The sequence below is a fragment of the Pseudomonas berkeleyensis genome, from assembly GCF_014109765.1.
Classification (GTDB): domain Bacteria; phylum Pseudomonadota; class Gammaproteobacteria; order Pseudomonadales; family Pseudomonadaceae; genus Aquipseudomonas; species Aquipseudomonas berkeleyensis.
Genome location: NZ_CP059139.1, coordinates 4,319,097 through 4,345,176 on the forward strand (window position 1 = coordinate 4,319,097; position 26,080 = coordinate 4,345,176).

The window sequence follows — 26,080 nt, forward strand, 5'->3', positions numbered from 1 at the left end:
CAACATGCTTGCCAGCTTTTTCCTCAATGGTTAGGGTTGACTCCATGAATATCTCGCAGACCCTCATCATCCTCCGGCAACACGCCAACCTGTGCCTGGTCTCCCAACGACTGCGCTAGGGTCTGCCGACCCCGAATTCCCCACCTTTTCTCTGTTTTTATTGTTCAGCACGGCCCCTAGCGGCCCTCGCGTTCAGGATTGACTCATGACCATGCTCAAAGACCCGTCGAAGAAGTACCGCCCCTTCACCCAGATTCAGATCCCGGATCGCACCTGGCCGGACAAGATCATCGACAAGGCACCGATCTGGTTGTCCACCGACCTGCGCGACGGCAACCAGTCGCTGATCGAGCCGATGGATGCCGAGAAGAAGATGCGCTTCTTCAAGTGCCTGGTCGCCGTGGGCCTGAAGGAAATCGAAGTGGGCTTCCCGTCCGCCTCGCAGACCGATTTCGACTTCGTCCGCGAGTTGATCGAAGGCGGCCACATCCCGGACGACGTGACCATCCAGGTACTGACCCAGGCCCGTGACGATCTCATCGAACGCACCTTCGAGTCGCTCAAAGGCGCCAAGAAAGCCATCGTCCACTACTACAACGCCTGCGCGCCGAGCTTCCGCAAGATCGTCTTCAACCAGGACAAGGCCGGCGTCAAAGCCATTGCCGTAGCTGCCGGCACCACCATCAAACGCCTGGCCGACGCCGCACCGGAAACCCAGTGGGGCTTCGAGTACTCGCCGGAAGTGTTCAGCAGCACCGAGATCGACTTTGCCGTCGAGGTGTGCAACGCAGTGATCGACGTGTTCCAGCCGACCCCGGCCAACAAGCTGATTCTCAACCTGCCCGCCACCATCGAGTGCGCCACGCCGAACAACTACGCCGACCAGATCGAGTGGTTCGGCCGCCACGTCGACCGCCGCGACAGCGTGCTGATCAGCGTGCACACCCATAACGACCGCGGCACCGGCGTCGCCGCCTCGGAGCTGGCCGTCATGGCCGGCGCCGACCGTGTCGAAGGCTGCCTGTTCGGCAACGGCGAACGCACCGGTAACGTCTGCCTGGTAACCCTGGCGCTGAACCTCTACACCCAGGGCGTCGACCCGGAGCTGGACTTCTCCGACATCGACGCGGTGCGCAAGGTGGTCGAAGACTGCAACCAGATTCCGGTGCACCCGCGCCATCCGTACGTCGGCGATCTGGTTCACACCGCCTTCTCCGGCTCGCACCAGGACGCCATCCGCAAGGGCTTCGCCCAGCAGAAGAAAGACGCCCTGTGGGAAGTGCCGTACCTGCCGATCGACCCAGCCGACATCGGCCGCGACTACGAGGCAGTAATTCGGGTGAACAGCCAGTCCGGCAAGGGCGGCATCACCTTCCTGCTCGAGCAGGAATATGGCATCAGCTTGCCGCGCCGCATGCAGATCGAGTTCAGCCAGGTGGTGCAGCGTGAAACCGATCGCCTCGGCCTGGAGATGACTGCCGCGCAGATCCATCAGTTGCTCGAAACCGAGTATCTGCAAGCACGCAGCCCCTACGCCCTGAAAGGTCATCGCCTGCAGGAAGAGAACGGCACCAGTGCGGTGGACGTGGAAGTCGTCAAAGCTGGCGAAAGCCACCACTGGCGCGGCATCGGCAAGGGCCCGCTGGAAGCCCTGGCCGCTGCCCTGCCGGTCGCCGTTGAAGTCATGGACTACAGCGAGCATGCCATTGGTGCAGGCGCCAACGCCAAGGCCGCGGCCTACATCGAACTGCGTGTCAACGGTGGCCGCGCCCTGCACGGTATCGGCATCGACGAGAACCTGACCACGGCGAGCTTCCGCGCCCTGTTCAGCGCCTTGAACCGTGCGCTGAGCCAGACCGAGTCGCAAGCGGCCTGATTCGCCTGCGCCACACATGAAAACGCCGGGCAATGCCCGGCGTTTTCATATGCTGCAAGCTGCGTAGGGTGCGCCGTGCGCACCGAAGATCCGAGATCATCGACACTGGGGCACACGAAGCATCGCCACCGGACTCAAGCCAGCATCCGGGAATACGGCGTTCAGATATCGAAGATCATCAGCACCGCGAACATCAATGCGGCCACGGCCAAGGTGAACAACAGGCCGATACCCGCTGCACGCCAGTTGGAGAGGTACACGCCTCCAGCCTCGGTATGCTGCTTGAGTTCGGCCTCCATCAGGTTCTTTGCCAGCATGATCATCGCCATGAGCTGCGCAATGGCGAAAGGCAGTGCAGGCACCTCTTCCGGCAGCACGAAGGCCAGCACCAAGGTGATCAGCAGCAGCGCAATGGATACACCCCAGACCATCGCCACCCGATCCGCCTTGCCGAGCAGCTGCAGGTTGTGCGCCAGCAGCCAGGCACCGGCCAGCGGCGTACCGATGAATGTCGCCAGACCGACGCCAGCGATGCTGTAGAGCGGCGCCTGGTTGGTGGTGGTCTGTTGCAGATCCGCCTGCGGCGTCTGGAAGGGATTACTCTGTTGTACGTCCATGTCATGTAGCTCCTGATCAGTTCATGGTGAAAACATCGGCATCCAGGTGTGCCGGGAAGCGCTCGCGATAGGCCGCCAGCGCCTCACTGGACAAGCGGGCACGGAACACACCATCGCCGTCGCCTGCCGTCAGCAGCGCCTCCCCCTGGAAGTCCAACACCTGGGAATCGCCAGTATACCCATGGCCCTTGCCGTCCTCGCCGACACGGTTCACAGCCGCGACATAGCACAGGTTCTCGATGGCCCGCGCCGGTAACAAGCGGTTCCAGTGCTGACGGCGCGCGCCCGGCCAGTTGGCGGTATACAGCAAAAGATCGGTGCCGCCAGCATCACGGCTCCACACCGGAAAGCGTAGGTCGTAGCAGATCAGCGGGCGCACACGCCATCCCTTGAGTTCCAGCACGACCTGCACATCGCCAGCGCTGTAATGCTTGTGCTCACCGGCCATCCGGAACAGGTGACGCTTGTCGTAATGCGCCAACGTACCGTCCGGGCGTGCCCAGAGCAGTCGATTGCGATAGCTGCCATCAGCAGCCTGGATGATCAGGCTGCCGCAGATGACTGCATCAATACGCTGCGCCTGTTCACGCAGCCAACTGCTGGTGGGGCCATCTTCGGACTCGGCCAATGCTGCCGACTCCATGGAAAAACCGGTGGAGAACATCTCCGGCAGGATCACCAGATCGGCGCCACGCGCCTGTTCCAGCAATGCCTGGAAGTGCTCGCGGTTCGCGGCCGGATCGTGCCAGGCCAACGTGGTCTGGATCAGTGCCAGTTCGAGATCGGATTTATTGCTCATGTAGGCGCCTCGCTCACCGTAGGGCGGGGGCAACCCGCCAGACTCTCTCAGGCGGGTTGCACCCGCCCTACAACCTACACCGCGCTCAATTTCTCAGCGGCTAGGCGCAGGGTTTCTTCACGCTTGGCGAAGCAGAAACGTACCAGACGCAAACCCTGTGGCACCGACTGATAGAACACCGACACAGGAATGGCCGCTACGCCATGCTCGCGGGTCAACCACTCGGCCATGGCCACATCGTCCAGATCCGGGCGGATCGCCGAATAATCAGCCAGCTGGAAATAGGTGCCCGGCGCACGGGTGAAGGTGAATCGCGAGCCTGCCAGCAGGTCACAGAACAGGTCGCGCTTGGCCTGATAGAACGCTGGCAGCTCTTCGACATGTTCGGGATGCGCCGCCATGAAATCAGCCAGGCCATGCTGCAACGGCGTCACACCACAGAAATTGACGTACTGGTGGATCTTGCGCAGCTCGGCGGTCAGTGCCGGCGGGGCGACCACGTAACCGGTCTTCCAGCCGGTGACGTGGTAGGTCTTGCCAAAAGAGCTGACCACGAAGGCACGCTGATACAGCTCCTCATGGGCCAGCACGCTGGCGTGCTGGGCGCCGTCATAGATCAGGTGCTCGTAGACCTCGTCGCTGATCAGGTGAATATCGCGCCCTCGAATCAGCTCGGCCAGGCGATCCAGGTCAGCCCGCGAGATCAGCGCCCCACTCGGATTGTGCGGCGAATTGAGGAAGATCAGCCGGGTGCGCGGTGTGATCGCATCGGCCAGACGCTGCCAGTCGATGAGGAACGCCGGCAAGGCCAGCGGCACATGCACGCAGCGCCCTCCCGCCAGTTCCACCGAAGGTTCGTAGCTGTCATAACAGGGATCGAGAACGATGGCTTCATCACCGGCACGGATCAACGCCTGCACGGCGCAGAAGATCGCCTCGGTGGCACCTGGGGTGATGGTGATCTCGCTGTCGGCGTCACGTTGCACACCGTAGCTGCGTGCCAGTTTGGCCGCCACCTGCTGACGCAGGCTCGGCAGCCCGGTCATCGGCGAATACTGATTGCGCCCTTCCAACACATGACGCGCAACCGCCTCGCGCAGCGCCTGCGGGCCATCGAAGTCGGGAAAACCCTGAGACAGGTTGATCGCGCCAACATCGGCAGCGAGCTGGGACATGCGGGTAAAGATGGTGGTGCCGACGTTAGGCAGTTTGCTGGCGAGCATCGCGACTTCCTGCGGGGATAAATCAAGCCGCGAGGATAGCCGAAGCACAGCGCGGGCGGCACCCGCGCGGCTTATGAAAAGGCGGAAGAAGCTTATGCCCTGCCTAGCGCAACGCCACCGGGCAGGACGAGGCCGATCTTACTTGCGCTTGTCCTTGCGCTTTTTCTCGGCCTTCTTGTGGTGGCTCATCAGGCGGCGTTTCTTGTTCACCTGGCGATCCGTGAGGGTGTTCTTGTTGCCCTCGTAGGGGTTCTCGCCACCTTTGTACTCGATGCGAATCGGCGTACCGACCAGCTTGAGCACGCGGCGGTAGGTGTTTTCCAGGTAACGGGTGTAGGCACGCGGTACGGCATCGACCTGGTTACCGTGGATTACGATCAGCGGCGGGTTGGCACCACCGAGGTGGGCATAGCGCAGCTTGATGCGACGGCCATTGACCAAGGGCGGTGCGTGATCGCTGACGGCATCTTCGAGAATCTGCGTCAGGCGGCTGGTCGGCCAACGGGTAATGGCCGACTTGAACGAAGCCTGCACCGACTTGTACAGGTGACCCACGCCAGTGCCATGCAGCGCCGAGATGAAGTGGATGTCGGCGAAGTCGACGAAGAACAGCCGGCGCTCCAGCTCGGTCTTCACGTAGTCCTTCTGGCCCTGATCCATGCCATCCCACTTGTTCAGGGCGATGACCAGGGCGCGGCCGCTTTCCAGCACGAAGCCGAGCAGGTTGAGGTCATGATCGACCACGCCTTCGCGGGCGTCCATGACGAACACCACGACGTTGGAGTCCTGAATGGCCTGCAGCGTCTTGACCACCGAGAATTTTTCCACCGCCTCGAAGATCTTGCCGCGGCGGCGCACGCCGGCGGTATCGATCAGGGTGTACTTCTCGTCGTCACGCTCGAAGGGGATGTAGATGCTGTCGCGAGTGGTGCCCGCCTGGTCATAGACGATCACCCGCTCTTCACCGAGCATACGGTTGACCAGGGTCGACTTGCCGACGTTGGGGCGACCGATGATAGCCAGCTTGATACCGTCCTTCTCGCTCGGACCGGGAATGCGCTTGGCCTCCTGGCCTTCCTGCACCTCTTCCTCGCCAGCGCCCTCCTCCGGCTCGCCGGCATCCTTGGGGAAGGTACCGAGCACGGACTCGAGCATCTGGGTGATGCCACGGCCATGCGCGCCAGCAATCGCCAATGGCTCGCCCATGCCCATGGGGCTGAACTCGGCGCGGGCCAGGTCGACGTCAAGGTTGTCGACCTTGTTCACCACCAGGAAGCTTTGCTTGTTACGACGGCGCAGGTGTTCGCCAATCATCTGGTCGGAAGCGGTCATGCCGGCGCGCGCGTCCACCAGGAACAGCACGGCATCGGCCTCTTCGATAGCCTGCAGCGACTGCTCGGCCATCTTCGCGTCGATGCCTTCCTCGTCACCGGAAATACCACCGGTGTCGATCACGATATAGGTGCGCCCCTGCCACTTCGCCTCGCCGTACTGGCGGTCGCGGGTCAGACCGGACAGGTCGCCGACGATGGCGTCGCGGCTGCGGGTCAGGCGATTGAAGAGTGTGGACTTGCCGACATTCGGCCGGCCCACCAGGGCAATTACGGGAACCATCAGGCTCTCCACTCGGTTAATTCAGAAAATGCAAAGGCCGCTGCAGGGGCAGCGGCCGGAATCTGTTGCGCATGCTTCACCCAAACCTCAGGTCTGGATGCAGCATAGTCGGTTCATTTGATGGTCAGTGCCACCAACTTGCCGCTATTGCCGTAGACGTACAGCCAGTCACCCACCACCAGAGGCTGGGCGCGCAGTCCGTCGCTGTCGATACGGGTACGGCCGACGAAGCGACCATCGACCTGGCTCAACAGGTGCAAATAGCCCTCGAAGTCACCCACGGCGACATAGCTGGAGAACACCGCCGGGCCCGACAGTTGGCGACGCGCCATCGAATCGTTGCTCCACAGGGCAGAAGCGCTACGCTCGTCGATACCTTCGACGGTACCGCTGGCCATGCTGACGTAAACGTTGCCGAAGCCTTGAGCAACGCCGACCGAGCTGGATGCCTCGCGCTGCCAGAGCACGCGACCGGACTCCAGATCCATCGCCGCGACACGGCCCTGGTAGCTCACCGCGTAGACGGTGCCACCGGACAGCAGCAGACCGCCGTCGATGTCGACCACGCGCTCCAGCTCGGAACGGCCTTGCGGAATGGCGATACGTTGCTCCCAGACCGGCAAGCCACGCTGAGCGTCGACCGCGACGACCTTGCCGCTCGACAGGCCAGCGACTACCAGGCGGTTGGTCACCAACGGAGCGCCAGTGCCACGCAGGGTCAGCACGGCCGGAGTATTCTCGACGATCCAGCGCTGGCTACCGGTGCTGGCATCGAAAGCGATCAGGCGGTCGTCCTGGGTTTGTACCACGACGATGTCACCATTGCTGGCAGGCGCGGCCAGCACTTCGCTGGTTACGCGCGAACGCCACTGCTCTTCGCCATCGCTGGCATCGAGGGCGATCACTTCACCCTTGAGCGTGCCCAGCAATACCTGGCCGTAGCCAACACCGATGGCGCCGGACACCGGGATTTCAAGCTTCTTACGCCAGATCACCTTGCCGCTGGTGCGATCCATGGCCATGACCAGCCCCTCGACATCGGCGGCGTAGATGACATCGCCGTCGATAGCCGGAACCAGCATGTTGAAGGTGTCGCCCTGGCCGTCACCGACGGAGCGGCTCCACTCGGTGCGCAGCTCGACTTCGACGTCGAACTTGGTCAGTTCGGCGGGCGGCAGTTCCTTCTTGCTATTGCTGCTGCAACCCACGGCCAGAACGGCCAGGGCCAGCAGTGCGGCATTCTTCCAACGCATCACGTCACGCATCCCCTTTTGCCAGGTCGTCCAGCTTCATCTGCAGGCCGCCAACAGCGGCGTCGTCGGCCAGCGCATCCTTGGCCTTCTGATAGGCGGCATGCGCGTCATCGCTGCGACCCAGCTGTACCAGCAGATCGCCCTTGAGTTCTTCACGGCTGGCGAGGAAAGCGTCCTCGACCTTGCCATCGAGCAGTTTCAGCGCGGCGTCAGCCTTGTCCTGTGCAGCCAGTACGCGAGCCAGACGCTGACGGGCCATCTCGCCCAGCGTCGCGTCGGCCGGCTTGTCGACCACGGCTTGCAACGCAACGGCCGCATCATCGAGGCGCTCGGCCTCGACAGCGACCTTGGCAACGAACAGATTGCCGTACTGAGCGTAATGGCTGCCGCCATATTCGCTGTTGAGCTTGCCGGCCAGATCCGCAACCTTGGCCGCATCGGGTTTGCCTGCCGGATCCAGGGCGGTTTCCAGCAACTGCTGATAGAGCATCGAGGCGCCCTGCGACTGGTTGACCTGATATTTCTGCCAGGCGTGCCAGCCGAATACCGCTACCAGCGCCAATACGCCACCGGCCAGCAAAGGCTTGCCGTTGCGTTCCCACCAGTCCTTCAGTTGCGCGATCTGTTCGTCTTCGGTCTGCATGTTTAACCCTGTTCCTAAGCTATTCGGATGCTCAAGCCTGCGCCAGGCAGGCTGCAAGATGCTCGGCCAGAGCATCCCAGGCAACGCTTTGTTGTTCACTGTCGTCGCGCAGCGGTTTGAAACCTACCACGCGCCCTGCCAATTCGTCGTCCCCCAGAATCAGCGCATAGCGTGCGCCACTCTTGTCGGCCTTCTTGAACTGGCTCTTGAAACTACCGGCACCGGCGTTGACCAGTAGACGAATGCCGGGAATGGCATCGCGAATTCGCTCGGCCAGCGACAGTGCCGCCAGCTCGGCCGGCTCACCGAATGCGCAGATGTAGATGTCGGCAGCACGATTCAACTCGGCCGGCAGCAGTTCGAGAGTTTCCAGCAGCAGTACCAGGCGCTCCACGCCCATGGCGAAACCTACGCCAGGCGTCGGCTTGCCACCGAGCTGCCCGACCAGGCCGTCATAACGACCACCGGCACAGACGGTACCCTGCGAGCCCAGCTTGTCGGTGACCCACTCGAATACGGTGCGATTGTAATAATCCAGGCCGCGTACCAGCTTCTGGTTGATCTGATAACGGATGCCAGCGGCATCCAGGCGCGCCTTGACGCCTTCGAAGTGCTGCAGCGACTCCTCGTCCAGATAGTTCCCCAGAACCGGCGCACCTACCAGAACGGCCTGAGTGCTCTCGCTCTTGCTGTCGAGGATACGCAGCGGATTGGTGGTCAGGCGACGCTGGCTGTCTTCGTCGAGCTGATCGAAACGCTCCTGCAGGTAAGCCACCAGAGCGTCACGATAGGCGGCGCGTGCTTCGCTGGAGCCCAGGCTGTTGAGCTGCAGGGTCACTGCATCGGACAGGCCGAGCTGCTTCCACAGACGCCAGGTGAGCACGATCAGTTCGGCATCGACGTCCGGTCCCGGCAGATTGAAGGCTTCCACGCCCACCTGATGGAACTGGCGGTAGCGCCCCTTCTGCGGCTTCTCGTAGCGGAACATCGGGCCGGCATACCACAGCTTCTGCACCTGGCCACCACCGGACAAACCGTGCTCGAGCACGGCACGCACGCAGCCGGCGGTTCCTTCGGGACGCAGGGTCAGCGATTCCTCGTTACGGTCGCGGAAGGTGTACATCTCCTTGTCGACCACGTCGGTGCCTTCGCCAATACCGCGGGCGAACAGCTCGGTGTACTCGACGATGGGCAGACGGATTTCCTTGTAGCCATAGCCATCGAGCAGGCTGACCAGGGTGCTTTCCAGGTAGCGCCAGGCAGGCGTCTGCTCCGGCAGGATATCGTTCATGCCACGAATGGCTTGCAGGGACTTGCTCACAAAGAATCCTTAAGACGCAGCTCTCAGCCGCGTACGATCACAGCGGCATCAGCGGCGGCCTTCTCGGCCGCCTTGTCGCGGATGAGCTTCTCCAGCTCGTCCACCAGGTTTTCATTGGTCAGCTTCGAGGCCGGTTTGCCATCGATATAGACCAGGTTGTTCGGGCTACCGCCGGTAAGGCCGATATGCGCCTCCTTGGCTTCGCCAGGCCCATTGACCACACAACCGATCACGGCGACGTCCAGCGGCACCAGCAGATCCTCGACACGGCTTTCCAGCTCGTTCATGGTCTTGACCACATCGAAGTTCTGCCGCGAGCAGCTCGGGCAGGCGATGAAGTTGATGCCACGCGAACGCAGACGCAGGGATTTGAGGATGTCGAAACCAACCTTGATCTCCTCCACCGGGTCAGCGGCCAGCGAGATGCGGATGGTATCGCCAATTCCGTCGGCCAGCAGCATGCCCAGTCCCACCGCGGACTTCACCGTGCCCGAACGCAAACCGCCGGCTTCGGTGATGCCCAAATGCAGTGGCTGCTCGATCTGCTTGGCCAGCAGCCGATAGGCCTCCACCGCCATGAACACGTCGGAGGCCTTCACGCTGACCTTGAAGTCAGGAAAATTCAGGCGATCCAGGTGTTCGACATGGCGCAAAGCCGACTCGACCAGTGCCGCAGGAGTCGGCTCGCCGTATTTCTTCTGCAGATCCTTTTCCAGCGAACCGGCATTGACGCCGATGCGGATCGGGATGCCCTTGTCGCGCGCAGCCTCGACCACCGCCCTGACGCGATCCTCACGACCGATGTTGCCGGGGTTGATGCGCAGACAGTCGACGCCCAGTTCAGCCACCCGCAGGGCGATCTGGTAATCGAAGTGAATATCCGCCACCAGCGGTACGCGTACCTGCTGCTTGATGCGACCGAAGGCCTCAGCAGCGTCCATGTCCGGCACGGAGACGCGCACGATGTCGGCGCCGGCGTCTTCCAGGCGACGAATCTGCGCCACGGTAGCAGCGACATCATTGGTGTCGGTGTTGGTCATGCTCTGTACCGCGATCGGCGCATCACCGCCCACCGGTACCGAGCCAACCCAGATCTTGCGCGACAGTCGGCGCTTGATCGGCGATTCGCAATGCATGATTTACAACCCCAGTTTCAGGCGCGCGGTTTCGCCAGTCATGTGCGGCGCAACATTGACGTTCTCGCCGTTGTAGCTGACCTGGGCGCCCCGGGCGAAGCCCAGGCGCAGCTCCAGCGGAGCCTTGCCGCTCAGCTCGATACGCTCACCACTACGCTTGAGCGCACTCAGCAGTACCTTGCCATCAGCATCGGTGACCTGCGTCCAGCAATCGGCGGTGAATTGGATGTTCAGCGCGCCCTGTCCAGCAGCGATCGCAACAGGTGCAGCCGGCTGAGCAGCAGAGGCTGCCGGCGCCTGTTCTGCAGCAGGAGTAGTTGGTGCAGGTGCCGCCTGGCTTTCTGGCGCGGCAGCAGCGGTGGAATCAGCAGTCGCCGGCTCACTAGCAGACTGCTGGCCATCACTGGAAACTTCCGGCGCCTCACCCGGCTCTATCGGCAGCAGCAGAGGGCTGCTCTGCTCGTTACCCTGGGCAGCGACCACGGCCTGATCTTCCGGCTCGGCCAGCGAGTGAACCTGGGTAGTGCCATCGGCGCCATCCACTTCCACATGCTCCAAGCCCAGATCGGCCAGGCTGGCAACAGGGCGTCCCTGATCCTGCCACCAGAGAAAACCGGCGCCGACCAACGCCAGCAGCAGCAGGAAGCTCACCAGGCGCAGAATGCTCTGCGAGTAACGTACTGGTTCTTCGATACGACCCAGGCTGTGCACGCTACTGCCGGCCGAATCGGTACCGGTGAACTGATCGAACTCCACCACCAGGCGATTCTGATCCAGCTCCAGCAACTTGGCGTAAGCACGGATATAACCGCGAGCGAAAGTCGTACCCGGCAGCTTGTCGAAGGCTCCGGCCTCGATCTGGGCCAGACGCTGTGGCGTCAGGTTGAGCTGCACTGCTACTTCAGCGACGCTCCACCCTTTGATCTCGCGGGCCTGGCGCAGGCTTTCGCCTGGATTGTTCGGCATTGGCTGTGTCACTTCGCTATGTGCCGTTTTCATTTTTGCCCCGAAACGTATTGCTGATATTCCTGAGAAGCCGGGTACAGGCGTCGCAATTGCAGCCCGAGGCTGGCCGCCCGATCACGATCTTCGAAGACCTCGGCCAGACGCGCACCAAGCAGCAGGCTGCGAGCATTCTGCGGCGCCATCTCGCTGTAACTGTCGTAGTAACTGCGAGCCGGTACGTATTCTTTGTCCTCGTAGGACAGTAAGGCCATTTCCAGCAACGCACGTGGCTGGCGACTGCTCAGGCGCAACGCACGCTGGAAATACTCCTTGGCCTGCTCACGCTGATTCAACTGCAGCGCCGTCAGCCCCAGATTCTCGAACACCCGGGAACGCTCCGGATAGAGGTTGTCCTCGGCCGCTTTGAGGTAGGTGTTCATGGCGTCCTGATAACGCTTCTGCTCGAACAGAAAGCCACCATAGTTGTTCAGCAGGCGCGCATCTTTCGGGCGCTGGGACAGCGCCTTGCGAAAATGCTCATCGGCCAGTTTCGGTTCCATTTCCAGCTGAAAGGCCATGGCCAGTGCGGCATGGGCGTCAGCATTGGACGGATCCAGATCGAGCGCATTCTTCAGTGGCACCTTGGCACGCTGGGTGTCGCCCTGCTGGATATACGCGACCCCCAGTTGCACATAAGAGTCACGCGCCTTTTCACGCCCTTCCGCCGTACGCATGGGGTCGACATCGCCAGTGGTCACGCAACCACCGAGCAGGCTGACGACGAGCAATAACAGCGCGGGGCGCAAGGTCATAGGCATCCTCTTTTCAATTTCGGTTGACAGCGGCAGCAGGCTCTTGCGCCTCGCTACCCAGCTGGCGCACGGCGATATAGCGCTCGCTGCGGCGGGTACGATCCATGACCTGGCCAACCAACTGACCGCAGGCGGCATCGATATCGTCACCACGCGTCGTGCGTACCGTGACGTTATGACCAGCCTTGTGCAACAGATCCTGGAAGCGGCGAATAGCGTTATTGCTCGGCCGCTCGTATCCCGAGAAGGGGAATGGATTAAACGGAATCAGGTTGATCTTGCAAGGCACATCGGCGAGAAGTGCGATCATCTGCTCAGCGTGCTCGGGTTGATCATTGACGCCCTTGAGCAAGGTGTACTCAATGGTCAGCACACGCTTTTCACCGAGCTTGGAGATGTAGCGCTTGCACGCCGCCAGGAGCACTTCCAGCGGGTACTTCTTGTTGATCGGCACCAACTGGTTGCGCAGTTCGTCGTTGGGCGCGTGCAGCGACAGCGCCAGGGAAACGTCGATCACCTCGGCCAGCTTGTCGATCATCGGCACCACGCCGGAGGTGGACAAAGTCACCTTGCGCTTGGAAATGCCATAACCAAGATCGTCCATCATGATCTGCATGGCAGAGACGACGTTGTCGAAGTTCAGCAGCGGCTCACCCATGCCCATCATCACCACGTTGGTGATGGCACGGTCGATCTTCGCCGGCACGCTGCCGAAGGATTTGTTGGCGATCCACACCTGGCCGATGATCTCGGCACTGGTCAGGTCGCTGTTGAAACCCTGCTTGCCGGTGGAGCAGAAGCTGCAATCCAGTGCACAGCCGGCCTGCGACGACACACACAGGGTGCCACGGCCGTTCTGCGGGATGTATACGGTTTCAACACAGCTGCCGGACGCCACACGCACCACCCACTTGCGCGTGCCATCGGCGGAAATATTTTCGCTGACCACTTCCGGGCTGCGAATCTCGGCAGAGGCCTCGAGCTTCTCGCGCAAGGCCTTGCCAACGTTGCTCATGGCGGCGAAATCATCGACGCCAAAGTGGTGAATCCACTTCATTACCTGGCCGGCACGGAAGCGCTTCTCGCCAATGGACTCGAAGAACTTTTCCATTTCCGGCTGGGTCAGGCCCAGCAGGTTGATCTTGCCGGTGGTATTGGTCATGGCTTCACCCTCGCATCATTCGCTGTAATCAGCGAATGCGCGCGCACTGCTCGGTAGCGGAGAAGAAGTAAGCGATCTCGCGAGCAGCGGAAGCTTCGGAATCCGAACCGTGAACGGCGTTCTCGTCGATGGAAACGGCGAAATCGGCGCGAATGGTGCCGGCGGCAGCTTCTTTCGGGTTGGTAGCGCCCATCAGCTCACGGTTCTTGGCAACGGCGTTCTCGCCTTCCAGAACCTGAACGATGACCGGACCGGAAGTCATGAAAGCAACCAGATCCTTGAAGAAGCCACGCTCGCTGTGCTCAGCGTAGAAGCCAGCAGCTTCGCGCTCGGACAGTTGAACCATCTTCGAAGCTACGACACGCAGGCCGGCCTTTTCGAAACGGGAGGTGATCTCACCGATGACGTTCTTGGCAACGGCGTCAGGCTTGATGATGGAGAAAGTACGTTGAACGGCCATGTGAAGCTCCAGAAACTATGGGTTAAAGCGAAAAATTAAACCCGCGAATTATACGCGGGTTCCGGTCAAAAGCGTAGGGCGTGCGCCCTGAGGCGCCTGGGCTCAATCGTTTTCTTCGATCCACGCCGCCTGGATCGCCTCGAGCACCTTCTCACCACCACGCTGCGGGTCGTCGGAAAACGCCGGCAGAGCCAGCACCCAGCTACGCAGATCGACGAAATTCACATAGCGCGGATCGACATCCGGCTTCTGCTCACTCAACTGGATGGCGATTTCCAATACATCGACCCATTTCAGGCTCATGATGATACTTCCTGATCAGTGCGGCGCTTCAGCTGCATGGTTAAGCGAATATTTCGGAATCTCAACGGTGATGTCTTCTTCACCAACGATGGCCTGACAAGCCAGGCGCGATTGAGCCTCGAGCCCCCATGCCTTGTCCAGGTAGTCCTCTTCCAGCTCATCCGCCTCGTTCAACGAATCGAAACCTTCGCGAACGATGCAGTGGCAGGTGGTGCAGGCACACACGCCACCGCAGGCACTTTCCATCTCGATATGGTGCTCGTGCGCCAACTCAAGAATCGAGATACCCGGCTCTGCCTCGACTACCAGGCCTTCCGGGCAAAATCTCTCGTGGGGCAGAAAAATCACCTGCGGCATCAGTTATTCCTCGATCTCATTCAGATTGCGCCCGGCCAGCGCGGCTTTCACGGTGGAGTCCAGACGACGGGCAGCAAAGGCATCAGTAACCTGTGACAGGCGCTTGGTCTGCCGCTCGATGGCAAGCCCATCGTTACCAACGAGCAAATCACGCAGCTCCTGCACTTGCAGTTCGATGACCTCGCGCTCCTCGGCATCGAGCAAACGCTCGCCATCGACCTGCAACGCAGCCTCGACAGCCTCGATCAGACGCTGAGCATCGACCTGCTGCTCACGCAGAACACGGGCAGCCTTGTCGTCACCAGCATTCTGGAAGGAATCCTGCAGCATGCGGGCGATTTCGCCATCGGTCAGCCCGTAGGACGGTTTGACCTGAATGTTCGCCTCCACACCGGAACCGAGTTCACGAGCCGCCACGCTAAGCAGGCCATCGGCGTCCACCTGGAAGGTCACGCGAATCTTCGCCGCCCCAGCCACCATCGGTGGGATACCGCGTAGCTCGAAACGCGCCAGGGAACGACAGTCGGCGATCAGCTCGCGTTCGCCCTGCAGCACGTGAATCATCATGGCCGTCTGGCCATCCTTGTAAGTAGTGAACTCCTGCGCGCGCGCAACCGGAATAGTGGTGTTGCGAGGAATCACCTTCTCCATCAGCCCGCCCATGGTCTCCAGGCCGAGCGACAGGGGAATCACGTCCAGCAGCAGCAACTCTTCGCCATCACCACGCTGATTGCCGGCCAGCGTATCGGCCTGAATCGAGGCGCCAATCGCCACCACCTGATCCGGATCGATATTGGTCAGCGGCGCACGTCCGAACAATTCACCTACGGCTTCACGCACACGCGGCACACGTGTAGAGCCGCCCACCATGACCACCGCGCTCACTTCGTCCAGTTCGACGCCGGAGTCGCGTACGGCGCGCCGGCAAGCCTTGAGGCTGCGCGCCACCATCGGCTCGATCAGTGCTTCGAACTGCTCGCGCGACAGCCTGCCGCGCCAGTCGCCATATCTCAGCTCGACCTCATCAGCGGCCGTCAGTGCCTCCTTGGCAGCGCAGGCGGCCTGCAGCAAGCTACGCTGCGCAGCCGGATCGAGATCGCTGGAGATGCCGGCCTGCTGGATGATCCAGTCCGCCACGGCATGATCGAAGTCATCGCCACCCAGTGCGCTATCGCCACCGGTCGCCAGCACTTCGAACACACCGCCGGTCAGGCGCAGGATGGAGATATCGAATGTGCCGCCACCCAGGTCATAGATGGCGACCACGCCCTCGGCCTTCTGATCCAAGCCATAGGCGACGGCTGCTGCCGTGGGCTCATTGAGCAGACGCAGGACATTCAGGCCGGCAAGTCGCGCCGCATCCTTGGTGGCCTGACGCTGGGCATCGTCGAAATACGCCGGCACGGTGATCACCGCCCCAACCAGCTCGCCACCCAGCACCTGCTCGGCGCGCTGACGCAGCGCCTTGAGAATATCCGCCGACACCTCGACCGGGCTCTTCGCTCCCTGCACCGTCTCGATGAAGGGCATGTGCGACTCGCCAACGACGAAGCGATAAGGCAATTGCTCGCCAAGCTGATGCACGTCGGCGATGCCACGCCCCATCAGACGCTTGACCGACAGCACCGTGTTGAACGGATCGCTGGCAGCCGCCAACTTGGCAGACTCGCCCACCTCGACACGCTCGGGGTGGTAACGAACCGCCGACGGCAGAATGACCTTGCCCGCCTCATCAGGAAGCGGCTCAGCCAACCCGCTACGCACTGCAGCGACCAGAGAATTGGTGGTACCCAGGTCGATACCCACCGCCAGCCGACGCTGGTGAGGTTGTGGGCTCTGTCCTGGCTCGGCGATCTGCAATAAGGCCATGGTCGTCTTGAAATCATCAGGCGGGCTGCCGGAGCAACCCACAGGTTAATCGTCGAGGCGCTCTTCTAACTGGCGCACTTCATGGGAAAGCTTGTCGAGGAACTGCATGCGGCGCATCAGGCGCTCAGCCTCCTCACGCCGGGCATCATCGTCCCAGCAAGCGGCAAAGCTTTCGTTGAGCTGCTCCTGCGCAGACTTGAGGCGGCGCTTGAAAGCCGCAACGCCAGCCAGGTCGGCATCGTCGTGCAGTTCTTCCAACTCCTCGCGCAGCTCCATTTGCTGCAGCAGGAAGTCCGGATCCTGCACCGTCACTTCCAACGGCAGCTCGGGCCCGCGCAGAGCGAGCAAGTAACGAGCGCGCTGCGAAGGCGTCTTCAATACCTGGTAGGCCTCGTTGAGACAGGCCGAACGCTCCAGCGCCATACGCTGCTCACGTTCGCCAGCGTCAGCGAAGCGATCCGGGTGAACCTGACGCGCCAGCTCACGGTAACGCGCAGCCAACTGATCGAGGTCGAGGCGAAAACTGGGCTGCAGGTCGAACAGCGCGAAGTGGCAGGGACTACCCATCAGACGTTGAAGCTCTCACCGCAACCGCATTCGCCACGCACGTTGGGGTTGTTGAACTTGAAGCCCTCATTGAGGCCTTCCTTGACGAAGTCCAACTCGGTGCCATCGAGATACACCAGGCTCTTGGGATCGATGATCACCTTGACGCCATGGCTCTCGAAAACCTGATCCTCGGCCGCCAGCTCATCGACGAACTCGAGCACGTAGGCCAGGCCGGAACAACCCGTGGTACGCACGCCAAGACGAATACCTGCCCCCTTGCCACGCCCATCGAGGGAGCGTTGCACGTGACGGGCAGCAGCTTCAGACATGGTGATGGCCATTGCAAACCTCGTATCAGAGCAAGCCTTTCTTCTGCTTGTAGTCGCGCACGGCCGCCTTGATGGCGTCCTCGGCGAGCACCGAGCAGTGAATTTTCACCGGCGGCAACGCCAGTTCTTCGGCAAGCTGGGTGTTCTTGATGCTTTCAGCCTCGTCCAGGGTCTTGCCCTTCATCCACTCGGTAGCGAGGGAGCTGGAAGCGATGGCGGAACCGCAGCCATAGGTCTTGAACTTGGCGTCTTCGATCACGCCGCTCTCGCTGACCTTGATCTGCAAGCGCATGACGTCGCCGCAAGCCGGCGCGCCGACCATGCCGGTGCCAACGTCCGGATCTTCGGCGTTCAGCTTGCCGACGTTGCGCGGATTCTCGTAGTGGTCGATGACCTTGTCACTGTATGCCATGGTGTACTTCCTCTCTCATCAGGTGCCGCTCTCCGGCGAACCGCTGGAAACCGAGCGATCCGCCTCGGCAGCTTTTAGTGTGCTGCCCATTCCACGGTGGAAAGGTCGACACCTTCTTTGAACATATCCCACAGGGGCGACAACTCACGCAGCTTGTCCACGGCCTCACGAACCTTGACAGCGGCGTAGTCGACCTCTTCTTCAGTGGTGAAGCGGCCGAAGGTGAAGCGAATCGAGCTGTGTGCCAGCTCATCGTTACGACCCAGGGCGCGCAGCACGTAGGACGGCTCCAGGGAAGCCGAGGTGCAGGCCGAGCCGGACGATACGGCGAGATCCTTGAGCGCCATGATCAGCGACTCACCCTCGACATAGTTGAAACTCAGGTTAAGGTTGTGCGGCACACGAGCAGTCAGGCTGCCGTTGACGTACAGCTCTTCCATGTCTTCCAGCTGACGGTAGAAACGATCACGCAGAGCAGCGATGCGCTGATTTTCCGCGACCATCTCTTCCTTGGCGATACGGAAGGCCTCACCCATGCCGACGCATTGGTGAGTCGCCAGGGTGCCAGAGCGCATGCCACGCTCATGGCCACCGCCATGGGTCTGCGCTTCCAGACGCACGCGCGGCTTGCGACGTACGTACAGGGCGCCAACGCCTTTCGGGCCGTAAGTCTTATGGGCAGAGAAGGACATCAGGTCGACCTTCATCTTTTCCAGATCGATTTCCACCTTGCCGGTGGACTGCGCCGCATCGACATGCAGCAGCACGCCGCGCGAACGGGTCAGCTCGCCAATGGCAGCGATGTCATTGATGGTGCCGATTTCGTTGTTGACGTGCATGAGCGACACCAGAACGGTGTCCTCGCGCAATGCAGCCTCAACCATTGCCGGCGTGATCAGACCGTCCTCGCCCGGCTCCAGATAAGTGACCTCGAAGCCTTCGCGCTCGAGCTGGCGGGTGGTATCCAACACCGCCTTGTGCTCGATCTTGGAAGTGATGATGTGCTTGCCTTTGCTGCTGTAGAAGTGCGCAACACCCTTGATGGCAAGGTTGTCGGACTCGGTGGCACCACTGGTCCAGACAATCTCGCGCGGATCGGCATTGACCAACTCGGCGACCTGGCGACGGGCGTTTTCCACCGCTTCTTCGGCCTTCCAGCCAAACACATGGGAGCGCGACGCCGGGTTGCCAAAATTACCGTCGACCAGCAGGCACTCGCTCATTTTCTGCGCAACACGCGGATCTACCGGCGTGGTTGCGGAGTAATCGAGATAAATCGGCAATTTCATTGGGTTTCTCCTATCAGGCAAACGCCCTGCTCATTCGATGGCAGACGCTTCAATCTTATCCAGGCGCGGCGCCCTGCCATTGCAGCGGCGCTGATCCTGGCGCAACGCGACCTCTTGAACCTCACGGCGCGCGACCAGATCGGCCAGGCTGATGCCACTGAGGAATTCATGAATTTGCTGACTGAGATCGCACCACAGGTGATGAGTCAGGCAGGTGTCGCCAGAGTGACAATCACCCTGCCCCTGGCAACGCGTGGCATCCACTGACTCATTGACCGCATCGATCACTTGAGCCACCTGGATGCCGCCCATGTCGCGCGACAGCTGATAGCCGCCACCCGGCCCACGCACACTGGAAACCAGGTTGCCACGGCGCAACTTGGCGAACAGCTGCTCCAGATAGGACAAGGAGATGCCTTGTCGCTCTGAAATGTCGGCTAGGGAAACAGGCCCATGCTGCGCGTGCAGCGCCAGATCAAGCATGGCGGTAACGGCGTAACGGCCTTTGGTGGTCAGTCGCATGGCTCTACCACGAATCACTGAATTGCGGCGAAGTATGCAATTTCCGAGTATTTAAGTCAACTATAAGACCTATTGATTTACTCAGGATTGACCGCGAAGGGAGGCGGGATGATAGCAGAGACCACCCCGCCACGCATCAGGCTGCCGGCTTATCGCCCTGCCCCTTGCAGACCTCGGCGAAGTCCTCATCACGCAAGGCCGGCAGAGCCCTGGCACGATAGTCGCAATCCATCGACGCCAGCGCCTTGCTCACATCCTCCAGACGCCCATCCACCGCCTGCAGATGGTCGAGCAGTTGACCAATGGCGCGCGCAACCGGATCCGGCATGTCCTGCCCGACACCATAGGCATCGAAGCCGATCTTCTCGGCCATGGCCTGACGCTTGGCCTCCTGCTCGTCATCGGACTTGACGATGATCTTGCCAGGAATACCCACCGCCGTTGCACCAGCCGGCACCGCCTTGGTCACCACCGCGTTGGAGCCGATCTTGGCCCCCGCACCGACAGTGAACGGCCCCAACACCTTGGCCCCGGCACCGACCACCACACCATCCTCCAGCGTCGGGTGGCGCTTGCCCTTGTTCCAGCTGGTACCACCAAGAGTCACGCCCTGGTACAGCGTCACATCGTTACCGATCTCGGCCGTCTCACCGATGACGATGCCCATACCGTGATCGATAAAGAATCGCCGCCCGATCCTGGCACCCGGATGAATCTCGATACCGGTCAGCCAGCGACCAAAATTGGACACCACGCGCGCCAGCCACTTCCAACCCGAACGCCATAGAGCATGTGCCACACGATGCAACCAGATGGCGTGCAGCCCCGGATAGCAGGTCACCACCTCGAAGGCGTTGCGTGCCGCCGGGTCACGGTGAAATACGCTCTGGATATCTTCTCGCATGCGTTCAAACATCAGACTTCCCCTGCTTATGAGGCTCTCCACGCACGGCTTTCTCGGTCTCGGTGAGAATGCCGCGCAGGATATTCATTTCCAACTTGCTCACCGCACTGCGCCCATACAAACGGCGCAGGCGAGTCATCAGGTGTCGTGGCTTCTGCGGATCGAGAAAACCGATCATCACCAGCACGCGCCGCAGATGACCGTAGAAAGACTCCAGCTCATCCGCTGTCGCCGCCTGGGCATTGAGCATCGCCGTGGCTTCCAGCTTTTCCACCTTGGTCGGCAGGCTCGAAGCAGCCAACCAGGCCATGCGCACTTCATAGGCCAGCACCTGCACCGCCGCCGCCAGATTCAGCGAACTGAAATCCGGATTGGACGGGATATGCACGTGGTATTGACATCGCTGCAGCTCTTCATTGGTCAGGCCGGCGTATTCACGACCGAACACTAGCGCCACCTCACCGCCCGCTGCCGCCTGCTCGCAACTGGCGACACCGCACTCACGCGGATCGAGCAAAGGCCAGGGAATACGCCGATCACGGGCACTGGTGCCAATCACCAGACTGCAGCCGACCAGCGCTTCTTCGAGCGATCCAACCACCTGAGCCGCATCCAGCACATCGGTCGCACCGGATGCGCGAGCAACTGCATCGCTACTGGGAAAATCTTCCGGCTCGACCAGCACCAGGCGCGACAAGCCCATGTTTTTCATCGCCCGCGCAGCACCACCGATATTGCCCGGATGACTGGTGCCCACCAGAACGACGCGAATATTGTCCAGCAATGCAGACACTCTCAGAAACGATTAGGGGGCAACGATCTTACCCAAGCCCTTGCGTGATTGCCATGCAGGTACAGACGGCGCTTCATCGGCAACGGTTTTCTGCTAACATGGCCGGCTTTCTTTAACGCCCCAGGTGAACCACCCATGCAGCCCATGCTGAATATCGCCCTGCGCGCCGCCCGCAGCGCCGGTGAAATGATCTTTCGCTCCATTGAGCGCCTGGATGTCATCTCGGTCGACGAGAAGGATGCCAAGGACTACGTCACCGAGGTCGACAAGGCCGCCGAACTGATGATCGTCCAAGCCATCCGCAAGGCTTACCCGACCCACAGCTTCCTCGGCGAGGAAGGTGGCGTACTGGAAGGCAGCGGCGAAGGCGCCGACTATCAGTGGATCATCGACCCGCTGGACGGCACCACTAACTTCATTCGCGGCGTTCCGCATTTCGCCATCAGCATCGCCTGCAAATACCGCGGCCGCCTCGAGCACGCCATCGTCCTCGACCCGGTTCGCCAGGAAGAATTCACCGCCAGCCGTGGCCGTGGTGCCGCCCTCAATGGTCGCCGCCTGCGCGTCAGCAACCGCAAGAGCCTGGACGGCGCACTGCTGGGCACCGGCTTCCCGTTCCGCAATGAACAACTGGACAACCTCGAGAACTACCTGGGCATGTTCCGCAGCCTGGTTGGCCAGACCGCCGGCGTACGCCGTGCCGGCGCCGCCAGCCTGGATCTGGCCTACGTCGCAGCCGGTCGTTACGACGCTTTCTGGGAATTCGGCCTGTCCGAGTGGGACATGGCCGCAGGCGCCCTGCTGATTCAGGAAGCAGGCGGACTGGTCAGCGACTTCACTGGCGGCCACGAATTCCTCGAGAAGGGCCAGATCGTTGCCGGCAACACCAAGTGCTTCAAGGCCGTACTGACTGCAATTCAGCCACACCTGGCTCCCTCGATGAAGCGCTGAGCATCCATCGAGCAATAAAAAACGCCCCGAGGGGCGTTTTTTATTGCTCTGTATTCTTACTGTGCCTGCTGCACCAGCACCAGTTCACCTTGCTTGTTGACCGGAATACGGCTGCCCGGATCGCGATCCATGCGCACATTGCCGACCTTCTCGCCCAACTGATACTTCACGTCGTAGCCAACCAGCTTCTCACTGGTATCGGTCACGGTGTTGCAGCGGGTTTCGGTGGTGGTGTAAGTGTCGCGCTGCTGCATGCCTTCCTGAATCTTGTTACCGGCATAGCCTCCGCCGACCGCACCCGCTACCGTGGCGATCTTCTTGCCGGTGCCGCCACCGACCTGGTTACCCAGCAAACCACCAGCGATGGCGCCGATGGCGGTACCAGCGATCTGATGCTGATCCTGCACCGGACGCTGACGGGTTACAGCCACGTCCTTGCAGACTTCCCGCGGGGTTTTCACGGTTTCATTGATCGGAGTGACGGCCAGCACCTCAGCATAGTCCGGGCCACGATCGACCAGACTATAGGTGGCGACAGCACCACCAGCGGTCACACCAACAGCACCCAGTACGGCACCTACCAACAGTGATTTATTCATTTTTTGTGTCTCCTAGGCTCGGCGACTCGCGCCCTTCTCCCTGCCTAGGACAGCAAAAAGCCGCGGCAAGTTCGACTTGCCGCGGCTTTTGCGTTCTTTCATGAAGCGCGTCACACCCTATGGGAGGCCGTCGTCAGCCTCGGCTTCGACTGCCGGCGGGATCAGATCCTCCACGCCCAGCTTCAGCCAGATCAGCACGGTAGCGCCGATGTAGACCGAAGAATAGGTACCGACCACAACACCGACCAGCAGGGTCAGGGCGAAGGCCGCCAACACGTCGCCACCGAACACCAGCAGCGCAACCAGCGCCAAGGAGGTGGAAAGCGAGGTCGCAATGGTACGCAGCAACGTCTGGGTCACGGAGATATCGATGTTCTCCTCCAGGCCGGTCTTGCGCAGCATGCGGAAGTTTTCGCGAATGCGGTCATAGATGATGATGGTGTCGTTGAGCGAGTAACCGATCATCGCCAGCACCGCAGCCAGCACGGTCAGGTCGAAAGGCACCTGGAAGAATGCCAGCACACCCAGCGTGATCACCACGTCATGCGCCAGCGAGGCGACTGCACCGACACCGAACTTCCACTGGAAGCGGAAGGCCAGGTACAGCAGGATGCCGCCGAGTGCCAGCAGCATGGCCAGGCCACCCTGATCGCGCAGCTCTTCACCCACTTGCGGGCCAACGAACTCCACACGCTTGAGCTCGAAGCGGGTGTCCACATCGATCTTGCGCAGCGCATCGGCGACCTGCGAGCCCAGCTGCGGGTCATCACCGGACAAACGAATCAGCACATCGGTAGTGGCACCGAAACTCTGCACGATGGCGTCGTTATAGCCGGCCTGCCCCAACTCGCGCTTGATCCCTTCGAGATCCGCCGGTTGTTCATACTGCAGCTCGATGAGCGTACCACCGGTGAAATCGAGGCCGTAGTTCAACCCCTTGGAGAACAACGCACCGAGACCGATGAGGGTCAGCAGCACGGTGATGGCGAACGCAACGTTGCGGATCGCCATGAAACGAATAGTTGACTTGATCATGGCTTGCCTCAGATCCACAGCTTCTTGAAGTCACGGCCACCGAAGATCAGGTTGACCATGCCGCGGGTAAACATGATGGCTGTGAACATCGAGGTGATGATCCCGAGGGACATGGTCACCGCGAAGCCCTTGACCGGCCCGGAGCCCATGGCAAACAGGATGCCGCCGACCAGCAATGTGGTCAGGTTACTGTCGAGAATCGCCGTGTAGGCACGGTCGAAGCCTTCGTGAATGGCACGCTGCACCGACAAGCCGTTGCCCAGCTCCTCACGTATCCGTGAGTAGATGAGTACGTTGGCATCAACCGCCATACCCAGAGTCAGCACGATACCGGCGATACCTGGCAAGGTCAGCGTGGCACCGATGGCCGACATCAGCCCCACCAGCAGCACCAGGTTGAACGCCAGCGCCACGGTCGCCAGCACACCGAAGAAGCGATAGATCAGAACCATGAAGATGGCCACGAAGATCATCGCCCACTCGGTCGACTCGATACCCTTGGTGATGTTTTCCGCACCCAGGCTCGGGCCAATGGTGCGTTCTTCGGCGAAGTACATCGGCGCGGCCAGGCCGCCAGCGCGAAGCAGCAGCGCCAGTTCAGACGACTCGCCCTGGCCATTGAGGCCGGTGATGCGGAACTGACTGCCCAGTGCCGACTGGATAGTCGCCAGGCTGATGATCTTCTTCTCTTCGACGAAGGAAGAAATCGCCACATCCTGCTCGACACCGTCGACGGTCTGACGCTCGTAGCGAGTGATCGGCTTCTGCTCGATGAAGATCACCGCCATGCTGCGGCCGACGTTATTGCGCGTAGCGCGATTCATCAGCTCGCCACCGTGACCGTCGAGACGGATGTTCACCTGCGGACGGCCGTTCTCGTCGAAGCTGGCCTGAGCGTCGGTGACCTGGTCACCGGTGATGATCAGTTCACGCTCGAGCTGAACCGGCGGGCGGCCTTCCTCGCGGAAGCCGAAGCTCTCGGTGGCGCCACGCGGCGCGTCGAAATCAGCCTGCAGGCGGAACTCGAGGTTAGCGGTCTTGCCGAGAATACGCTTGGCTTCGGCGGTGTCCTGCACGCCTGGCAGCTCGACCACGATGCGGTTGGCACCCTGGCGCTGCACCAGCGGCTCGGCAACGCCCAGCTCGTTGACACGGTTACGGACAGTGGTCAGGTTCTGACGGATCGAGTATTCGCGAATCTCGCTGATCTTCGCCTGGGTCAGAGCCAACTGCAGTACCTGCTGACCACCGCGCGTCACGGTGCTCAGCTCGAAATCGGTGAAGTCCTTGCGAATCAGGCTCTGCGCCTTCTCCAGACTCTCGGTATCGGCGAAGCCCAGCTGGATGCGACCACCCTGCTCCGGCATGCTGCGGTAGCGCACACGTTCCTTGCGCAGCAGCGTCTTGATTTCGCCTTCGTAAACCTTGCGGCGCACATCCAGCGCCTTGTCCATATCCACTTCCAGCAGGAAATGCACACCGCCAGAAAGGTCGAGGCCCAGCTTCATCGGGCTGGCGCCGAGGTTGCGCAACCATTGTGGCGTGGTTTGCGCGAGGTTCAGTGCTACCACGTAGTCATCACCCAACGCACGGCGGACGATGTCCTTGGCCGGCAGTTGGTCATCCTGACGGGTCAGACGAATCAGGCCACCACGACCACGCTCGTCGACACTGGCTTCCTTGACCTGGATGTCCGCGTCCTGCAGCGCCTTGGCAGCGCGATCCAGGTCGGCCTGCTCGATGGTCAGGGCGGAACTCGCGCCACTGATCTGCACGGCCGGATCGTCCGGGTAGAGGTTGGGAATGGAATAAACCAGGCCAATGGCCAGAACGGCCAGAATCAGCAGGTATTTCCACAGGGGGTATTTGTTGAGCATGAATCAAGCCACCCGCTTATGACGCGGGGCGCTAAATGCGCCCCGCCGATAGAAAACCAAGAGCCAGATCAGATGGCTTTCAGCGTGCCCTTGGGCAGGGCGGCTGCAACAGCCTGCTTCTGGAATTTCAGTTCCACGTTGTCGGAAACTTCGACGACGATGAAATCATCGGTCACTTTGGTCACTTTGCCGGCGATACCACCGCTGGTCACCACTTCGTCGCCCTTCTGCAGGCCGCTGATCAGGCCTTTGTGCTCTTTGGCACGCTTGGCCTGGGGACGCCAGATCATCAAATAGAAGATGACCAGAAAGCCGATCAGGAAAATCCACTCGAAACCACTACCGGCAGGGCCGGCAGCTGCGGTGTCAGCGTAGGCTGCTGGGATGAAAAAGCTCATGTAACACTCCTGTTGTAATCTCGAATTAGAGA

28 protein-coding genes are annotated in these 26,080 nt (G+C 61.2%); 2 read left to right on the plus strand and 26 right to left on the minus strand.

Annotation, left to right across the window (positions count from 1 at the left end):
• Positions 1-205 precede the first annotated feature (205 nt).
• Positions 206-1,876: a 2-isopropylmalate synthase gene (leuA, locus tag HS968_RS19995; protein WP_119693329.1), complete on the plus strand. Its 1,671-nt coding sequence runs from the start codon at positions 206-208 to the stop codon at positions 1,874-1,876.
• A 161-nt stretch (positions 1,877-2,037) separates the two neighbouring features.
• On the opposite strand, the gene HS968_RS20000 is transcribed toward leuA, so the two are convergent.
• From HS968_RS20000 to trmJ, 22 genes are all read right to left on the minus strand, one after another.
• Positions 2,038-2,493, minus strand: coding sequence for a hypothetical protein (locus HS968_RS20000; RefSeq protein WP_182368393.1), 456 nt, complete (start codon positions 2,491-2,493; stop codon positions 2,038-2,040).
• A 16-nt stretch (positions 2,494-2,509) separates the two neighbouring features.
• A complete protein-coding gene (locus HS968_RS20005) occupies positions 2,510-3,292 on the minus strand; it encodes an amidohydrolase (protein WP_182368394.1) in 783 nt (260 codons plus the stop codon).
• Positions 3,293-3,366: 74 nt separating this feature from the next.
• Positions 3,367-4,515 (minus strand): pyridoxal phosphate-dependent aminotransferase, encoded by a 1,149-nt coding sequence (locus tag HS968_RS20010; RefSeq protein ID WP_182368396.1) that lies wholly within the window; start codon positions 4,513-4,515, stop codon positions 3,367-3,369.
• A 138-nt stretch (positions 4,516-4,653) separates the two neighbouring features.
• Positions 4,654-6,129 carry a ribosome biogenesis GTPase Der gene (der, locus tag HS968_RS20015; RefSeq protein ID WP_179622391.1) on the minus strand — a complete coding sequence of 492 codons (1,476 nt, stop codon included), beginning with the start codon at positions 6,127-6,129 and terminating at the stop codon, positions 4,654-4,656.
• A 113-nt stretch (positions 6,130-6,242) separates the two neighbouring features.
• Positions 6,243-7,394: an outer membrane protein assembly factor BamB gene (gene bamB / locus HS968_RS20020; protein ID WP_119693334.1), complete on the minus strand. Its 1,152-nt coding sequence runs from the start codon at positions 7,392-7,394 to the stop codon at positions 6,243-6,245.
• The gene (locus HS968_RS20025; RefSeq protein WP_182368397.1) at positions 7,387-8,025 is read right to left on the minus strand and encodes a tetratricopeptide repeat protein; all 639 of its coding nucleotides are present in this window, start codon (positions 8,023-8,025) and stop codon (positions 7,387-7,389) included. Before HS968_RS20025 ends, bamB begins: the two co-directional genes overlap by 8 nt.
• Positions 8,026-8,056: 31 nt before the next feature.
• Positions 8,057-9,346, minus strand: a complete 1,290-nt coding sequence (gene hisS, locus HS968_RS20030; RefSeq protein ID WP_182368398.1) for a histidine--tRNA ligase — start codon at positions 9,344-9,346, stop codon at positions 8,057-8,059.
• Positions 9,347-9,369: 23 nt separating this feature from the next.
• Positions 9,370-10,482: a flavodoxin-dependent (E)-4-hydroxy-3-methylbut-2-enyl-diphosphate synthase gene (gene ispG / locus HS968_RS20035; protein WP_106736886.1), complete on the minus strand. Its 1,113-nt coding sequence runs from the start codon at positions 10,480-10,482 to the stop codon at positions 9,370-9,372.
• Positions 10,483-10,485: 3 nt separating this feature from the next.
• Entirely contained in the window at positions 10,486-11,481 is a 996-nt protein-coding gene (locus HS968_RS20040; protein ID WP_182368399.1) for a helix-turn-helix domain-containing protein, read from the minus strand.
• Positions 11,478-12,239 carry a type IV pilus biogenesis/stability protein PilW gene (pilW, locus tag HS968_RS20045; protein ID WP_182368400.1) on the minus strand — a complete coding sequence of 254 codons (762 nt, stop codon included), beginning with the start codon at positions 12,237-12,239 and terminating at the stop codon, positions 11,478-11,480. The genes HS968_RS20040 and pilW overlap by 4 nt, the downstream gene beginning before the upstream one ends.
• A gap of 13 nt (positions 12,240-12,252) precedes the next feature.
• Positions 12,253-13,401: a 23S rRNA (adenine(2503)-C(2))-methyltransferase RlmN gene (gene rlmN, locus HS968_RS20050; RefSeq protein WP_182368402.1), complete on the minus strand. Its 1,149-nt coding sequence runs from the start codon at positions 13,399-13,401 to the stop codon at positions 12,253-12,255.
• A gap of 28 nt (positions 13,402-13,429) precedes the next feature.
• Positions 13,430-13,861 (minus strand): nucleoside-diphosphate kinase, encoded by a 432-nt coding sequence (gene ndk, locus HS968_RS20055; protein WP_106736890.1) that lies wholly within the window; start codon positions 13,859-13,861, stop codon positions 13,430-13,432.
• Positions 13,862-13,963: 102 nt separating this feature from the next.
• Entirely contained in the window at positions 13,964-14,164 is a 201-nt protein-coding gene (iscX, locus tag HS968_RS20060; RefSeq protein ID WP_182368403.1) for a Fe-S cluster assembly protein IscX, read from the minus strand.
• Positions 14,165-14,179: 15 nt separating this feature from the next.
• Complete coding sequence (fdx, locus tag HS968_RS20065; protein ID WP_106736892.1) at positions 14,180-14,521, minus strand: ISC system 2Fe-2S type ferredoxin; 342 nt, start codon at positions 14,519-14,521, stop codon at positions 14,180-14,182.
• Between the two features lie 3 nt (positions 14,522-14,524).
• Positions 14,525-16,390 carry a Fe-S protein assembly chaperone HscA gene (gene hscA / locus HS968_RS20070; protein ID WP_182368404.1) on the minus strand — a complete coding sequence of 622 codons (1,866 nt, stop codon included), beginning with the start codon at positions 16,388-16,390 and terminating at the stop codon, positions 14,525-14,527.
• Between the two features lie 45 nt (positions 16,391-16,435).
• A complete protein-coding gene (gene hscB / locus HS968_RS20075) occupies positions 16,436-16,957 on the minus strand; it encodes a co-chaperone HscB (protein ID WP_179622397.1) in 522 nt (173 codons plus the stop codon).
• Positions 16,957-17,280, minus strand: coding sequence for an iron-sulfur cluster assembly protein IscA (iscA, locus tag HS968_RS20080; RefSeq protein WP_106736894.1), 324 nt, complete (start codon positions 17,278-17,280; stop codon positions 16,957-16,959). Before iscA ends, hscB begins: the two co-directional genes overlap by 1 nt.
• A 13-nt stretch (positions 17,281-17,293) precedes the next feature.
• Positions 17,294-17,680 carry a Fe-S cluster assembly scaffold IscU gene (gene iscU / locus HS968_RS20085; RefSeq protein WP_017362576.1) on the minus strand — a complete coding sequence of 129 codons (387 nt, stop codon included), beginning with the start codon at positions 17,678-17,680 and terminating at the stop codon, positions 17,294-17,296.
• Positions 17,681-17,754: 74 nt separating this feature from the next.
• Positions 17,755-18,969 (minus strand): IscS subfamily cysteine desulfurase, encoded by a 1,215-nt coding sequence (locus tag HS968_RS20090; protein ID WP_182368405.1) that lies wholly within the window; start codon positions 18,967-18,969, stop codon positions 17,755-17,757.
• A gap of 30 nt (positions 18,970-18,999) precedes the next feature.
• A complete protein-coding gene (gene iscR / locus HS968_RS20095; RefSeq protein WP_182368407.1) occupies positions 19,000-19,491 on the minus strand; it encodes a Fe-S cluster assembly transcriptional regulator IscR in 492 nt (163 codons plus the stop codon).
• Positions 19,492-19,627: 136 nt separating this feature from the next.
• Positions 19,628-20,407, minus strand: coding sequence for a serine O-acetyltransferase (cysE, locus tag HS968_RS20100; protein ID WP_119693343.1), 780 nt, complete (start codon positions 20,405-20,407; stop codon positions 19,628-19,630).
• The gene (gene trmJ, locus HS968_RS20105; protein WP_182371659.1) at positions 20,400-21,179 is read right to left on the minus strand and encodes a tRNA (cytosine(32)/uridine(32)-2'-O)-methyltransferase TrmJ; all 780 of its coding nucleotides are present in this window, start codon (positions 21,177-21,179) and stop codon (positions 20,400-20,402) included. The genes cysE and trmJ overlap by 8 nt, the downstream gene beginning before the upstream one ends.
• Before the next feature lie 144 nt (positions 21,180-21,323).
• Here trmJ and suhB point away from each other — a divergent pair, with 144 nt between their 5' ends.
• Complete coding sequence (gene suhB / locus HS968_RS20110) at positions 21,324-22,139, plus strand: type III secretion system regulator SuhB (RefSeq protein WP_106736900.1); 816 nt, start codon at positions 21,324-21,326, stop codon at positions 22,137-22,139.
• Between the two features lie 56 nt (positions 22,140-22,195).
• Here the strand turns inward: suhB and HS968_RS20115 are convergent, their stop codons facing one another.
• The 4 genes from HS968_RS20115 to yajC form a co-directional block, all read right to left on the minus strand.
• Positions 22,196-22,738, minus strand: a complete 543-nt coding sequence (locus HS968_RS20115; protein WP_119693345.1) for a glycine zipper 2TM domain-containing protein — start codon at positions 22,736-22,738, stop codon at positions 22,196-22,198.
• Between the two features lie 117 nt (positions 22,739-22,855).
• Positions 22,856-23,773 carry a protein translocase subunit SecF gene (secF, locus tag HS968_RS20120; RefSeq protein WP_182368408.1) on the minus strand — a complete coding sequence of 306 codons (918 nt, stop codon included), beginning with the start codon at positions 23,771-23,773 and terminating at the stop codon, positions 22,856-22,858.
• Positions 23,774-23,781: 8 nt separating this feature from the next.
• Positions 23,782-25,650, minus strand: a complete 1,869-nt coding sequence (secD, locus tag HS968_RS20125; protein WP_179622402.1) for a protein translocase subunit SecD — start codon at positions 25,648-25,650, stop codon at positions 23,782-23,784.
• 68 nt (positions 25,651-25,718) lie between these two features.
• On the minus strand, positions 25,719-26,048 hold the full coding sequence (yajC, locus tag HS968_RS20130) for a preprotein translocase subunit YajC (protein WP_106736904.1): 330 nt from the start codon (positions 26,046-26,048) through the stop codon (positions 25,719-25,721).
• Positions 26,049-26,080 lie beyond the last annotated feature (32 nt).

Coding starts and splice junctions, on each gene's coding strand:
- bamB (WP_119693334.1), bottom strand. CDS start 7,394: ATGCGTGACGTGATGCGTTGGAAGAATGCCGCACTGCTGGCCCTGGCC.
- leuA (WP_119693329.1), top strand. CDS start 206: ATGACCATGCTCAAAGACCCGTCGAAGAAGTACCGCCCCTTCACCCAG.
- cysE (WP_119693343.1), bottom strand. CDS start 20,407: ATGTTTGAACGCATGCGAGAAGATATCCAGAGCGTATTTCACCGTGAC.
- iscU (WP_017362576.1), bottom strand. CDS start 17,680: ATGGCATACAGTGACAAGGTCATCGACCACTACGAGAATCCGCGCAAC.
- secD (WP_179622402.1), bottom strand. CDS start 25,650: ATGCTCAACAAATACCCCCTGTGGAAATACCTGCTGATTCTGGCCGTT.
- HS968_RS20090 (WP_182368405.1), bottom strand. CDS start 18,969: ATGAAATTGCCGATTTATCTCGATTACTCCGCAACCACGCCGGTAGAT.
- secF (WP_182368408.1), bottom strand. CDS start 23,773: ATGATCAAGTCAACTATTCGTTTCATGGCGATCCGCAACGTTGCGTTC.
- HS968_RS20010 (WP_182368396.1), bottom strand. CDS start 4,515: ATGCTCGCCAGCAAACTGCCTAACGTCGGCACCACCATCTTTACCCGC.
- hscA (WP_182368404.1), bottom strand. CDS start 16,390: ATGGCCTTATTGCAGATCGCCGAGCCAGGACAGAGCCCACAACCTCAC.
- fdx (WP_106736892.1), bottom strand. CDS start 14,521: ATGCCGCAGGTGATTTTTCTGCCCCACGAGAGATTTTGCCCGGAAGGC.
- HS968_RS20000 (WP_182368393.1), bottom strand. CDS start 2,493: ATGGACGTACAACAGAGTAATCCCTTCCAGACGCCGCAGGCGGATCTG.
- yajC (WP_106736904.1), bottom strand. CDS start 26,048: ATGAGCTTTTTCATCCCAGCAGCCTACGCTGACACCGCAGCTGCCGGC.
- hscB (WP_179622397.1), bottom strand. CDS start 16,957: ATGGGTAGTCCCTGCCACTTCGCGCTGTTCGACCTGCAGCCCAGTTTT.
- iscA (WP_106736894.1), bottom strand. CDS start 17,280: ATGGCCATCACCATGTCTGAAGCTGCTGCCCGTCACGTGCAACGCTCC.
- pilW (WP_182368400.1), bottom strand. CDS start 12,239: ATGACCTTGCGCCCCGCGCTGTTATTGCTCGTCGTCAGCCTGCTCGGT.
- der (WP_179622391.1), bottom strand. CDS start 6,129: ATGGTTCCCGTAATTGCCCTGGTGGGCCGGCCGAATGTCGGCAAGTCC.
- ispG (WP_106736886.1), bottom strand. CDS start 10,482: ATGCATTGCGAATCGCCGATCAAGCGCCGACTGTCGCGCAAGATCTGG.
- HS968_RS20025 (WP_182368397.1), bottom strand. CDS start 8,025: ATGCAGACCGAAGACGAACAGATCGCGCAACTGAAGGACTGGTGGGAA.
- HS968_RS20040 (WP_182368399.1), bottom strand. CDS start 11,481: ATGAAAACGGCACATAGCGAAGTGACACAGCCAATGCCGAACAATCCA.
- HS968_RS20115 (WP_119693345.1), bottom strand. CDS start 22,738: ATGAATAAATCACTGTTGGTAGGTGCCGTACTGGGTGCTGTTGGTGTG.
- HS968_RS20005 (WP_182368394.1), bottom strand. CDS start 3,292: ATGAGCAATAAATCCGATCTCGAACTGGCACTGATCCAGACCACGTTG.
- iscR (WP_182368407.1), bottom strand. CDS start 19,491: ATGCGACTGACCACCAAAGGCCGTTACGCCGTTACCGCCATGCTTGAT.
- iscX (WP_182368403.1), bottom strand. CDS start 14,164: ATGAGCCTGAAATGGGTCGATGTATTGGAAATCGCCATCCAGTTGAGT.
- ndk (WP_106736890.1), bottom strand. CDS start 13,861: ATGGCCGTTCAACGTACTTTCTCCATCATCAAGCCTGACGCCGTTGCC.
- suhB (WP_106736900.1), top strand. CDS start 21,324: ATGCAGCCCATGCTGAATATCGCCCTGCGCGCCGCCCGCAGCGCCGGT.
- rlmN (WP_182368402.1), bottom strand. CDS start 13,401: ATGACCAATACCACCGGCAAGATCAACCTGCTGGGCCTGACCCAGCCG.